This window comes from Nostoc sp. CMAA1605, assembly GCF_021596505.1.
Classification (GTDB): domain Bacteria; phylum Cyanobacteriota; class Cyanobacteriia; order Cyanobacteriales; family Nostocaceae; genus Trichormus.
The window spans coordinates 41458-53903 of sequence record NZ_PJIZ01000015.1 but is presented as its reverse complement, the minus strand read 5'-3'; the positions used below and the strand labels follow the sequence as shown (position 1 = coordinate 53903).

The window sequence follows — 12446 nt, the reverse complement described above, 5'->3', positions numbered from 1 at the left end:
GCAAACAAATTGAGATCCGTGTGTGTTTCGTCGTCTACTTGATTCTCATCAGCAATCTTGTGCAGAAGGATAGATGTAAAGTAGCCATAGTAAAAACCAGGAGCAATCAATTAGTTGTTTTATTAGCATATAGTTCATTATCGACATTTAGGTACTATTGACTGCCATATTTTTGGCGTATTAAACACCAAAAATTTAGAGACTAGGTAGCTGAAAACTTTCTTCACAAAGATTTATGACAAACTTTCACGATTGTAAACATTGTACTTTTAGTTATCAAGTTTTATGCTCATAGCAAGATACAAGGGCAGTACCTAAAGTATTCGACCAAACTTATCTTGCTACTTTGGGAGTAAGTTTCTTGAGGGAAAAGTTTTAGTGAATTTTGTCCTGTAAAAAGTAGATATAAGTATTTATGCGATTTAGATTTAATTTTTGAACAAAAATTACCACAAAATACTGTTTCCTGTTCCTGCTTGAGACATTTCCTAATACCAATTCTCTGAGTAGAGACGTTGTATACAACGTCTCTACAACAACCGATAAATTTCATCTCCATCAAGAAAGGGTGTAACTACACAAATAACTTCAGTAATCAAATTGGATTCCTATATATTAAAGTGCCGAGTAAAACATTTTTACTCAGCACTCACAACTCAGCACTCACAACTCAGCACTCACAACTCAGCACTCACAACTCAGCACTCAGCACTCAGCACTCAGCACTCACAACTCAGCACTCACAACTCAGCACTCAGCACTCAGCACTCAGCACTCACAACTCAGCACTCAACACTCACTCTCATCCCACATTAACTTTCACCACTTTTTGTCTTTCTGATTCGGCTTTTGGTAGCGTTAAGCGTAGGATGCCATTTTTGTATTCGGCTTGTACTTTGTCGTTTTGAATTTGACAAGGTAAAGGAATTTCTCTTTGGAATCTGCCGTAACGGAATTCAGAACGGGTAACGCCGCCTTCTTCAGTTGTGGTTTCGGATTTGCGTTCACCGCTAATCACAATCGCATCTGGTGTAGCTTCTACAGTAATATCTTTGGATTCTAAGCCAGGTACTTCTAATTTCAGGTGAATTGCATCTTCTTTTTCTTCGATTTCAGCCGCAGGTATGAATGCAAACCCCATTCTTTCTGCACCGTCTGTTGGCATTAATCTTTCAAACAGACGATTCATTTGCCGTTGCAAGGTGTCAATTTCACGGAATGGTTCTAAGCGTTCAATATCTCTGAAAGGTTCCCAACGAATAAGTGCCATAATATCACCTCTAAAAATGCACTACCTAGTATTAGGAAGCCTCATACCAATTCAAAATTCAAAATTCAAAATACCCTTACGGGAAGGCTTGCGCCTACAAAATTCAAAATTCAGAAAGTAAGATTATGGAGTTTGAATTTGGGTGAATTGGTATAATTTTGAGCTTTTTTACTGGATACACAGCAATAGATTTATAGTTCAGTGTTGTGTGTTTTAAAGCTTTTGTTTAAGCTTCCTCACTACCACACTAGATCAGGTAAAATAGCTGGAGGTTCGGTTTGATGAACGTTATAGATAGCAATAACCGTACATTGAAAGGCAAAAGGTAAAAGAAAGTTAGGAAAATTTCTATCTATTGGCTGATGTACGTTTGCGATTACAATACATAACTAAAATTATAAATAATCCTAAACCGAATAGATACTTAAACGGGTCGGGAATTATAGGATTAGGAGAGAAAAAGCCTTCAATAATGCCGGCAATTACTAACATCGGCACAATGCCAAATACTAACTGTACTGCTTGATAACCGTAGAATTTTAAGGCATCACCTCGACGATATTGACCAGGAAATAAAATCGCTTTTGCTATTAATAAACCAGCCCCACCGGCAAAGAAGATGGCGGGTAATTCTAAAGCACCGTGGGGAAAGACAAATGCCCAAAAGGGTAGGCTAGATTATTTTGACCGACTAAAGTGGCGATCGCACCAATTAATAATCCATTAAATACCATAATGTAGGTTGTGAAAGCCCCGGCTGTAATCCCTCCAGCTACCGCCCCAAAGGACACCTTGATATTGTTAATCATGATGCCGCTAGATGCTAAGGGTTCAACGCCGACAATTGACCCCATCCACAATTCACCTTTATCTCGTACCTGGGAAATTAAGCTTTCTGGCACAATTAAGGACAAAAAAGTCGGGTCTTGCCAAGCGTACCACCAACCCACGATTAAGCCTAAAAAAAACAAAGCTGTCGCTGTGAGCGTATAGGAAAATGTCGTCCGCACAATCGCAGGAAACCCCCAAAGATAAAAATCCCATACGGCTTGCCATTCCTGTCGTCGAGAACCTTGATAAATTTGGGAATAACCACGGGTTGTTAAAGATTGTAAATTATGAACCAAAACATTACTGACTTGCTGAGTACGGGCGCGTGCTAAATCAGCTGCTACGGAACGGTATAAACTCGCTAATTCTCTGATTTCCGCAGATTTGAGGGATTTTAACCCTTTGCGTTCTAATTGTCTAAGTAAAGCATCTAAACGCTGCCAATTTGATTCTCGCCGTGCAATCCAACGTTGAATATTCATAAATTTTGGGCATATTAGCTTTTAACGTACCTTAAGATAGCCTCAAATTCATACCCGTAATTTTCAGGAAAATTTGATTTTATGGCAGGAAATCTTGGTTCATCTCCTATACAACCATTAGATGTGGGCAATGTTGTCAGTGCAGGAATGCGCTTGTATCGCGCTCACCTTAAGGACTATTATTTACTGGCACTCAAAGCTTATGTGTGGCTGTTTGTTCCTGTTTATGGGTGGGCTAAATTTTATGCTCTCACATCCCTGATTTCCCGTTTAGCTTTTGGTGACTTAGTTAATCAACCAGAAAGCATCTCCTCTGGACAACGTTTTGTGAATTCGCGTTTGTGGCAGTTTTTATTGGCCATGCTGTTACTGTTTCTGATTAGTATAGGAATGGTAATAGGTGTAATTATAGTATTCGGTATATTGGGATTAATAGCTGCACTCATAGTTAATGGCACAGGTTCGCAAAACAATCCTGCTATTTACATATTTTTGGGTTTAATTGCCTTTGTGATCGTAATTGTGGCTATAGTAGCAATATTATGGCTCTCAACCAGATTCTACCTAGTCAATTTACCTTTGGCGGTAGAAGACAACGTTGATGGCGCAACAGCAATTAGTCGGAGTTGGGAACTAAGCCAAGGCAACGTTTGGCGCATTTTATTAATTTCCTTTGTGAGTGTTTTAGTCACCACACCAGTGCAGATTGTGGTGCAGATTCTCACAACTATTTTGCAAATCATTTTTACACCCCTAATTCAAGATGGATCTGCTGTATTCAGCCTGATTTATTTTGCGTTGATCATGGCTGTCAGCTTCGGTAGTGGGGCGTTGATTGTGCCATTTATCCACACCACCAAAGCAGTTATTTACTACGATCTGCGGAGTCGCCGAGAAGGGTTAGGCTTAAAACTACGCGATCGCGAAATTTAACCCCAAGCATGAATTGAAATTATGCACCTGTTTAACCGTGTTAAGTACCGCACACCAGAAAGTGTAGAGTTAGAATTTACCCTTGCAGGTATTGGAAATCGTGCTTGGGCTTTATTAATTGACTACTTGGTGTTAGCAGCAATATTGACCGCTTTTTTAATTGTGTGGGCGATTATTGTTGGTCAACTATCTGATTTTTGGTCACAAATTTTTGGTGATGCTGTTGGAGTCTGGTTAGTAGCCATTACATTAATTGTCAGTTTTGTCATTTACGCCGGTTATTTTGTTTTTTTTGAAACTCTATGGCGAGGACAAACCCCAGGTAAACAAGCTGCAAAAATTCGTGTGGTTCGTGATGACGGAAGACCCATAGGAATGCCGCAGGCAGCCCTCCGCGCACTAATGCGACCATTTGATGAGTTCATGTTTATCGGAGCTTTTTTAATTATGTTTAGTCGCCAAGAAAAACGTCTTGGCGATTTAGCCGCCGGGACAATTGTAATTCAAGCTGAAGCCGCAACTACATCAGCAACAATTATGATTTCCGAACAAGCTCAAGTTTGGCATCAGGAATTAATGCAGATTGCGGATTTATCGGTATTATTACCTGACGATTTTGCTGTCATTCGGGAATATTTACAGCGACGTAAAGCTATGTCTCCAAAAGCTAGAAGCGCGTTAGCTCTAAAATTATCCCAGCAGGTCAAAGAAATTTTGCATATAGACGAATTACCAGCAGCAATTCACCCCGATATTGTTTTAGAAGCCGTTTACTTGGCGTATCAGAACCGGATTTGAGGCAGGGGTGCAGGGGGCAGAGGGCAGGGAGACAAGGTAGACAAAATACATAAATCAAGTTTCTTATTTATTCCCCAGTCCCCAGTCCCCAGTCCCCAATCCCCAGCCCCCAATTAAAACTCTAAACTAGGCCAATGTGATTCCCGATAATAACGGGTCATATCGTCAAATTTTCTCAGTTCTAGTCGGCGCACAGAAATTTGTGGCAGGTTAAACATCCACTTTTTATTTAACTCAGTTAGTTCATCAGCAAGTTTTATCCGGTCTAAATCTGGCGAGATATCACCGAAATAACCCAAGGTGACATGGGCTGTAAAGTGATAGTGTTGTTCAATTCCCAAGGCGATTAATTTGGGATTTTGATAAATGGTGCGGCGAAACATCACAATCTGTTCGTAGCAACTTTCATCTTTGGGTACTAGACATACACCTATAGCTCTAGGCATCATGACTATTCCTAACACTTGCCATGCGATCGCCTGACTGACTTGTGTCAGGAGTTCTTGATATTGTTGAAATGTTTCGGCAATACAAGCTTGTAATTGTGATTCAAACTCAGGATTTTTCTCACAAGCATGACGGTAAGCACTGTCCCAAATCAAATCTGCTAAGGTTAAGTGGAAACTCTCAGCAGGTAAAGGGACAATCAGATTTTGATTGCTGGGTAATTGTAAAATTTCCTGTTGATACCCTTGTAAAGTGGAGTAGAAATCAGAGTTTTCCCCATCTTCCGCCGCCGGAGGAGTAATCAAAGTATAACCAGGAAAAGGTACTGCAACTCTAGTTCCCTCAGATGGCTGAAATTTATAAGATTCCTGAATATTTTGCACCTGAGATTTATAAGCTTCCGGTAGTGTCAGCCTTGCTACCCGATTCAGATAAGTTTGGTAGTTGTCGTCCAATCTTCTTTGCCTCGCGCTCTAACTTGATTGATTTTAGGGAAAATTTGAATTAAATAGTAGGGGGTGGGGACTGGGGATTGGGGATTGGGGAGCAGGGGAGCAGGGGAGGCAGGGGAGGCAGGGGAGGCAGGGGAAGAAAAACTAATGACTAATGACTAATGACTATTGACTATTGACTATTGACCAATGCCTATTTACTTTTATTGGGGCGAGGATGATTTTGCGATGGAAAGGGCGGTGGCGACTTTGCGCGATCGCGTCCTCGATTCTATGTGGACTAGTTTTAACTATACTGTTTTCCTCCCAGATCAAAGCGATGCGGTGATTGCGGCTCTTAATCAAGTGATGACTCCACCTTTTGGGGCTGGGGGACGTTTAGTTTGGTTAGTTAATACTAATATTTGTCAACAGTGTCCTGAAAATGTATTGACAGAATTAACGCGGACTTTATCAGTAATCCCTGATAATTCCCATTTATTATTGACTTCCCAGAATAAACCAGATGAACGCCTCAAATCTACGAAGTTACTCAAGCAATACGCTGATTTTCGTGAGTTTCCCTTAATTCCTCCGTGGAAAACAGAGTTAATCATCCAAGCTGTTAACCAAGCAGCGCAAACAGTGGGAGTGAAACTTACAGCTAAGGCGGCGGAAGTTTTAGCGGAAGCTGTAGGTAATGATACACGCCTCCTTTACAATGAAATGGAGAAATTACGCTTGTATGCAGGAGGTAGTAATCAACCAGTAGATATGGATACTGTGACGCTGTTAGTCAGAAATACTACTCAAAATAGTTTGCAACTAGCCGCAGCCATTAGAACGGGTGATACCGTAAAAGCGTTAACTGTTGTTGCTGATTTGGTGAATGCAGCCGAGCCAGAATTACGAATTATCGCTACTTTGGTGGGTCAATTTCGTACTTGGCTATGGGTAAAACTGATGATGGAAAGTGGTGAACGCAATCCCCAAGCGATCGCCAAAGCGGCTGAAGTCGGTAATCCTAACCGTATCTACTTTTTACAGAAAGAGGTGCAATCTCTATCCTTACGTCAACTCATCTCTTGTTTACCTCTACTGCTAGAGTTGGAGTTTATGTTTAAAAGAGGCTCTGGAGATATCACTGTGCTGCAAACTAAAGTTATAGAACTGTGCCAAGTCTGTCAACGTCATTAATAGGGATTGGGGAATAACAAATCAAGAGTAAAACATTTTAGATCATCTAATGTTAGCGTTCGGGGTAGCGTCTCGTAGAGAAGCGGGACGTACCTGGAGGGGAAGCAAGCTACACAGATACCTTATTGATAAAATAATTTGACAGGGACAAGTACGCAATAAAAGGCTATGTACTTACTAAAAAATTAACTATGAAAGCTGAAGCAGAAAACTATGAAAGGCTCACTTGTGAAGTAGAAACTACTTTAAAAGTCATTGGCGGACGCTGGAAGGTTTTGATTATTAGAGAACTTCTATCGGGGATGAAACGGTTCGGTGAATTGCAGCGTTCTCTACCTGGAATTACACAAAAAATGCTCACTCAACAATTACGGGAATTAGAAGAGGACGGAATAATACATCGAGAAGTATATGCACAAATCCCCCCAAAGGTAGAATATTCTTTAACACCTTTAGGTTTAAGTTTACAACCAATTCTCTATGCTATGCACGAGTGGGCTGTTAAGCATTTTTATCAAAATAAGGGAATGGGTAATGGGGAATAGGGCATTGGGCATTGGGGAGGCAGTGCGATGGGCGGGTTTCCCGACTTGTAGCAACTGCCGTCATTGGGTATTGGAAATATTAATTAATTTAGTTAGATTTTAGATACTCAATTGCTGCTTCTAGCTTGGAAGGATAACTTTCAGCGAATCTTTCAAACCAAAGTCCTTCAACAGATAGAGGATCTAATTTCGCTAGCCAATCTTGTGCTTGTTTTTTCAAAGCGGCTTTTTGTTTTGCTTTAATTTTTTCTTGTTTAATTCTTTCTTGTTCTAATTCTTGTTGCTTTTTCAGTTCCTCAGCTTGTGCTTGGGCTTCAATATCAGCTTTAACTTCTTCTAAAATATTATCTATAAAAGAATTTGGTTGATTGGTATCTCCTAAAATCTCATCTATAAGAGCATTTGCTGAATTTATAGACAAATTTACGGGTAAATTTATCGGTAAATTTGTCGATGGTTGATCAAAATTGGGTTGTGGTGGTTGTGTCTGTTGTGATTTATCCCCGTTGTATTCTGCTTTAATTTGCTCCAACAATTTATCAATAGAGTCCATAGTTATTAGTCATTAGTTATTAGTTATTAGTCATTAGTCAACAGTCAAAATTCCTTCCCGTAAAACTTTTAACCCCTACACCCTTACACCCCTAAACCCTTACTTATTAGTCAGTAATTGCATTTAATAGCACTTCTGACAAGCTCATATCTTCCATATCTTCCATTGTAATGGTGTCACAAATATCAAATTTTGCGCCAGCACTTTGTAATTCATCATCCAAAATTTTAAGGAAGCGAGCTGCTTGGGGGTCTTGACCGACTTGAATGAAGGAAATAGCTAGTTCTTCATCTCTATCCATCCGTCGGGAAGCTTCAATAATGACTCTCATTACTGCTTTGCGATCGTCTGGTTCACCATCAGTCACCACTAAAATTGTTTCACCATTGGCTTTGGTTTGACCAGATGCTTTACGTTGAAAATAATCATCTGTGGCGTGTTTTAAAACTCCTGCTAAATCAGTCGTTCCCGCAGGATCATTTTCCATAAATATTTGCGCTACTCTAGCAACAGTAACGTTTTCATATCGCTTAAATCTGCCAGAGAAGACGTATACGGTAATGCCATCTGGGTCGAATTGTTCGCACTTACTGGCTAAAGCTAAAGTAGATTCTTGAGCTGTGACCCACCTATTTCTACCACCCTTTTGATCTGGAGTAGCCATGCTACCACTTTTGTCAATAATGAGAGTGTAATCGCGATTATCTAGCATAGTCTTTATTTCAACTCATAATTAACAACTAATGACTAATGACTAATGACCAAAGACTAATCAGTAATTGCATTCATTAAGACATCTGCAAGACTCATCTCTTCTAAATCATCTAGAGTGATAGTATCGCAAATATCGAATTTAGCCCCTACGCCTTGTAATTGGTCATCTAATGCTTTGAGAAACTTTGTAGCTTGGGGGTCTGAACCGACTTGAATAATGGAAATGGCTAATTCTTCATCACGTTCCATCTGGCGTGTAGCATTAATAATAACTTCAAATACGGCTTTGCGATCGTCTGGTTCGCCATCGGTGATCACTAAGATTGTTTCACCATTGGGTTTAGTTTTGCCGGCGGCTTTGCGTTGAAAGTAATTATTGGTCGCATCCAGGAGGACACCTGCTAAATTGGTTGTTCCGGCTGGGTCATTTTCTTGAAATATTTGGGAGACTTTAGCGGTGGTAACGCCTTCATAGCGTTTAAATCTACCAGAGAAAACATATACAGTGATGCCATCTGGGTCAAACTGTTCGCACTTTCTAGCTAAAGCGATAGTTGATTCTTGGGCGATTTCCCATCTGCTTCTACCACCAGCTTGGTCAGGGGTAGACATACTGCCGCTTTTGTCGATAATTAATGTGTAGTCGCGATCGCTCATCATAATTTCCCTTAAATTTAGTATCCTGTGGTTATAAGTCTAGTCTAGGTGTCTCAGGTAGAGACGAAGACATTAAGCTTTTGTATCAATCTCTAACTTTGGCGCAACATCAAGCCACAAACCGAGATTAATCACTAAGTATCTACAACCACACAGGAACCCATTCCGTTTTTCCCATTCCCAATTCCCAATGCCCAATTCCCAATTCCCCATTCCCAATTCCCCAATCTCCTTGGGCAGACTACAGCGTCCGTTATAGATTAGTAATGTATCTGTATCACCTGACTAATTCGGGCTTGGTCTTTCACAGCGAAGGGTTTGGAAATGTTTACTTCGTCAGAGACTCCTATTATTGGGACAATTTTATTAGTGGCTTTTGCCATTTTAGGTTGGGGCTTTTATCGCGCCAGACCTTTTGGAAAACTGGGAATCTTGGCCTGGTTGCAGTCGGTGGTGTTAATGACTCCCTGGCTGTTATTCTTCGGTTTATTTGCAGCCGGAATTTACATCAACATAGTCGGAATTTTATTCTTGGTGGTAGGTTCGGCTGGACTGTATATCTACTTGGGTAGACAATTACGTGCTGCTGGTCAAGATGCTATCCTCAAGCAACGCGCCACAGACAGGCTAACGGCAACAGAATCCTCCTCTGCAACAGAAAATCCTCCACAACCAGCAGCCGTGGTAGTGGAAATCATGCCAATTCCAGAAGAAGACTTGAGTGTGATTAGAAGTGTTTTTGGCATTGATACGTTTTTTGCCACAGAAACGATCGCTTACCAAGAAGGTGCTATCTTCAAAGGGAATCTGCGCGGCGAACCCCAAGAAGTTCACACTCGTTTAACTGCGAGTTTAAAAGAAAAGCTGGGTGAGAAATATCGTTTGTTCTTAGTGGAAAACAACGATGGTAAACCTGTAGTGATTGTTCTTCCTAGCAGCAACGATCCACGCCCCGCCATGTTAGCGCAAAAGGCTTTTGCGGCTATTTTGGGAATCGCCACTGTTGGCACTAGCCTAGAAACAGGGGGATTATTACTCAATTTTGATTTCTTGGCGCATCCAGAAAGGTTACAAGAGACTTTACCCATCGGTTTAGGCATATTTGCCATTTTAATCGCCCATGAAATTGGGCATTGGTTACTGGCGCGTCGTTATCAAGTGCGTCTTAGCTGGCCTTTCTTCTTACCTGCGGTGCAAATCGGCTCTTTTGGGGCAATTACACGCTTTGAGTCGTTGTTACCTAATCGCACAGCTTTATTCGACATTGCCGTAGCCGGGCCGATCGCTGGTGGTATCGTATCTTTACTGATGTTAATTGCAGGTTTGTTGTTATCTCATCCTGGCAGTTTATTTCAGTTACCCAATCAATTTTTCCAAGGTTCGATTTTAGTCGGTAGCCTAGCAAGGGTGGTTTTAGGTTCAGCATTGCAATCACCCTTAGTCAATATTCACCCCCTCGTAGTGATTGGTTGGCTAGGTTTGGTCATCACTGCTTTAAACTTAATGCCAGCCGGACAATTAGACGGTGGACGCATTGTCCAAGCCATTTACGGACGCAAAACCGCCAATCGAGCCACCATAGCCACGTTAATTGTCTTAGGTTTGGTAGGCTTGGCGAATCCTCTAGCATTATATTGGCTCATCGTGATTGTCTTCCTACAACGGGACTTAGAACGCCCCAGTTTAAACGAAGTGAGCGAACCCGACGACGCTAGAGCTGCAATTGGTCTATTAGTATTGTTCTTAATGATTACCACCCTTTTACCCTTAACTCCTGGTTTAGCTGGTAAGTTAGGAATTGGGTAATTGGGCATGGGGCATGGGGCATGGGGCATGGGGCATGGGGCATGGGGCATGGGGCATGGGGCATGGGGCATTGAGCATTGAGGATTGAGGTAAAATCTACCTTGTCTACCTTGTCACCTATTCCCAATTCCCAATTCCCAATGCCCAATTCCCAATTCCCCAATCTACGCTTTCCACCCTGTCAACAAGTTAGGATACTTAGCTGGTTTGGGGAAGATTTTTTGTAAGGCTGTCTGACGTTCTAGGGGTTGTTCTTTCGTTAAATTCCACAGAGTTTCATAGAAAAAGAAGGAAACTCCGGCGAAATTGCGATCGCGTGTTTTTTGGACTTGGGTTTGTATTTGCTGTATGGTAATGGGTTTATTTTTTAAGCCAGTTAAAATTCCCACACTCACAGGTATATGTTTCTGGGCGGCTTTGACTTCTGGATACTCTAATTCTTTGACGAAGACGTTGAGATCATCACGGTAAATCTGCAATACCAATTCTTCCACTAGTCCCATTCGTTCCCATCTTTGCCAGTCTGCAAGGAAAAATTCGTAAGAAAAACGCTGTGGGTTGGGTGCGACGGAAACTAAACAATCTTTTTTCGCGGCTTTGATGGCTGTAAATACTCGCTTCATGAAGTCAGTGATTTTGCTGGCTCGCCACCTTAGCCACTCTGCATCTTTGGGATTTTTAGAAGGTGCTTGCCCACGGTGTTCTTTTTTGTATAAAGCCACAGTGTAGGCATCATAGCCGAGTTCTGAAGGTAAGCCAAAATGGTCGTCAAATTGAATACCATCAATATCGTAGTTTCTGACGATTTCGACGATTAAATCTTGGATAAATTGCTGTACATCAGGGCGAAATGGACTTAACCATACACGGTCATGTGTACCTTCTTTGACAATGCGTGTACCGTCACTGCGATTGGTGAGCCATTGGGGACGATTTTTGGCTAAGAGGGAATCAGCAGGAGCCATAAAACCGAATTCAAACCAGGGAATGACGGTTAAACCTTGCTTATGTCCTTCAGAGACGATTTCTTTGAGGATATCTCGCCCTTGTAATCCTGGGGTGGGGTCAAGGGAACGACCAATTACTTTGGCTGCAACTTGACTAGGATATAGAGTGTATCCCCAATTCCATACGGCTGGATAAACGGTGTTAAAGTTGAGTTCATCTAATTTTTGCACAGCTTGACGCAGGCGATCGCGCCCAAACAGCACATCACTATCAATATTCGTGAGCCATACCCCTCTCAATTCTGTTGCTGATGATGAGTTAGGGCTGATTTGGGCGTTTAAAGGTAACGATAAAATTACCGTAGCCACCGCAGTTAAAAGCCACATCATTGCTAAAAATACGGGCTTATTTTTTTGGGTAAAATTATGTAACAAAAACCTCATACACCACTTTCTAAGTATTCCATAAAATTTTACATGAGCAGGGAATAACTTAATTAAATGGACGCGTTTAATAGCTAAAAGTTGCTCTGGCGAAGATTTATAGACAAGGGTAAAATTCTGGAGATGATGCGAAACTGAAGAATCTTTATCTTGTTTTTACATTGTTATTGAAAATTTTCATATTGTTTATCTGTTAATACCGATACATCCTCTACATATTTGTTTCGACAATGTGAATAATACAACTTATACTTGACTATCAATGTATATTTATGATTATGCTATGTATTAATGAATAAATCTCCATTTACCTACTGAGTGATACTTAAACAGTAAATAGCTTGTAAGTAGTAATTTCACGGTTATGCTGACAGCTTTTCACCTAAAATCC

Annotated in this window: 14 protein-coding genes and 1 pseudogene; 6 read left to right on the top strand and 9 right to left on the bottom strand. The window is 41.0% G+C overall.

Annotation, left to right across the window (positions count from 1 at the left end; genetic code table 11):
• Positions 1-600: 600 nt before the first annotated feature.
• Entirely contained in the window at positions 601-816 is a 216-nt protein-coding gene (locus tag CV014_RS08005; RefSeq protein ID WP_236141552.1) for a hypothetical protein, read from the top strand.
• On the opposite strand, the gene CV014_RS08000 is transcribed toward CV014_RS08005, so the two are convergent.
• The gene (locus CV014_RS08000) at positions 803-1270 is read right to left on the bottom strand and encodes an Hsp20/alpha crystallin family protein (protein ID WP_236141551.1); all 468 of its coding nucleotides are present in this window, start codon (positions 1268-1270) and stop codon (positions 803-805) included. The two genes, CV014_RS08005 and CV014_RS08000, sit on opposite strands and share 14 nt — an antisense overlap.
• A 348-nt stretch (positions 1271-1618) precedes the next feature.
• A pseudogene (locus CV014_RS07995) lies at positions 1619-2583 on the bottom strand (stage II sporulation protein M).
• Between the two features lie 81 nt (positions 2584-2664).
• Between CV014_RS07995 and CV014_RS07990 the strand changes: the two are divergent.
• Both CV014_RS07990 and CV014_RS07985 read left to right on the top strand, forming a co-directional pair.
• Positions 2665-3516 carry a glycerophosphoryl diester phosphodiesterase membrane domain-containing protein gene (locus CV014_RS07990; RefSeq protein WP_236141550.1) on the top strand — a complete coding sequence of 284 codons (852 nt, stop codon included), beginning with the start codon at positions 2665-2667 and terminating at the stop codon, positions 3514-3516.
• 21 nt (positions 3517-3537) lie between these two features.
• The gene (locus CV014_RS07985) at positions 3538-4314 is read left to right on the top strand and encodes an RDD family protein (protein ID WP_236141549.1); all 777 of its coding nucleotides are present in this window, start codon (positions 3538-3540) and stop codon (positions 4312-4314) included.
• 113 nt (positions 4315-4427) lie between these two features.
• Here the strand turns inward: CV014_RS07985 and CV014_RS07980 are convergent, their stop codons facing one another.
• Entirely contained in the window at positions 4428-5216 is a 789-nt protein-coding gene (locus CV014_RS07980) for a DUF1868 domain-containing protein (RefSeq protein WP_236141548.1), read from the bottom strand.
• Between the two features lie 186 nt (positions 5217-5402).
• Between CV014_RS07980 and holA the strand changes: the two genes are divergently transcribed.
• Positions 5403-6389 (top strand): DNA polymerase III subunit delta, encoded by a 987-nt coding sequence (gene holA / locus CV014_RS07975; RefSeq protein WP_236141547.1) that lies wholly within the window; start codon positions 5403-5405, stop codon positions 6387-6389.
• Positions 6390-6580: 191 nt separating this feature from the next.
• Positions 6581-6934, top strand: coding sequence for a winged helix-turn-helix transcriptional regulator (locus CV014_RS07970; protein WP_236141546.1), 354 nt, complete (start codon positions 6581-6583; stop codon positions 6932-6934).
• 88 nt (positions 6935-7022) lie between these two features.
• Here the strand turns inward: CV014_RS07970 and CV014_RS07965 are convergent, their stop codons facing one another.
• The 4 genes from CV014_RS07965 to CV014_RS07950 all read right to left on the bottom strand — a co-directional run bounded on the left by CV014_RS07965 (position 7023) and on the right by CV014_RS07950 (position 9071).
• A complete protein-coding gene (locus CV014_RS07965) occupies positions 7023-7487 on the bottom strand; it encodes a salt stress protein, Slr1339 family (RefSeq protein ID WP_236141545.1) in 465 nt (154 codons plus the stop codon).
• 106 nt (positions 7488-7593) lie between these two features.
• The gene (locus CV014_RS07960; RefSeq protein ID WP_236141544.1) at positions 7594-8199 is read right to left on the bottom strand and encodes a vWA domain-containing protein; all 606 of its coding nucleotides are present in this window, start codon (positions 8197-8199) and stop codon (positions 7594-7596) included.
• Positions 8200-8255: 56 nt separating this feature from the next.
• On the bottom strand, positions 8256-8861 hold the full coding sequence (locus tag CV014_RS07955; RefSeq protein ID WP_236141543.1) for a vWA domain-containing protein: 606 nt from the start codon (positions 8859-8861) through the stop codon (positions 8256-8258).
• 69 nt (positions 8862-8930) lie between these two features.
• Positions 8931-9071, bottom strand: a complete 141-nt coding sequence (locus CV014_RS07950; RefSeq protein ID WP_236141542.1) for a hypothetical protein — start codon at positions 9069-9071, stop codon at positions 8931-8933.
• 111 nt (positions 9072-9182) lie between these two features.
• On the opposite strand from CV014_RS07950, the gene CV014_RS07945 reads away from it, so the two are divergent.
• Positions 9183-10664: a site-2 protease family protein gene (locus CV014_RS07945; protein WP_236141541.1), complete on the top strand. Its 1482-nt coding sequence runs from the start codon at positions 9183-9185 to the stop codon at positions 10662-10664.
• Here CV014_RS07945 and CV014_RS07940 read toward each other — a convergent pair.
• Together CV014_RS07940 and CV014_RS07935 are read right to left on the bottom strand one after the other, a co-directional pair.
• A complete protein-coding gene (locus CV014_RS07940; RefSeq protein ID WP_236141540.1) occupies positions 10609-10827 on the bottom strand; it encodes a hypothetical protein in 219 nt (72 codons plus the stop codon). The two genes, CV014_RS07945 and CV014_RS07940, sit on opposite strands and share 56 nt — an antisense overlap.
• 1 nt (position 10828) lies before the next feature.
• On the bottom strand, positions 10829-12001 hold the full coding sequence (locus CV014_RS07935; RefSeq protein ID WP_442946894.1) for a glycoside hydrolase family 10 protein: 1173 nt from the start codon (positions 11999-12001) through the stop codon (positions 10829-10831).
• Between the last annotated feature and the right edge of the window lie 445 nt (positions 12002-12446).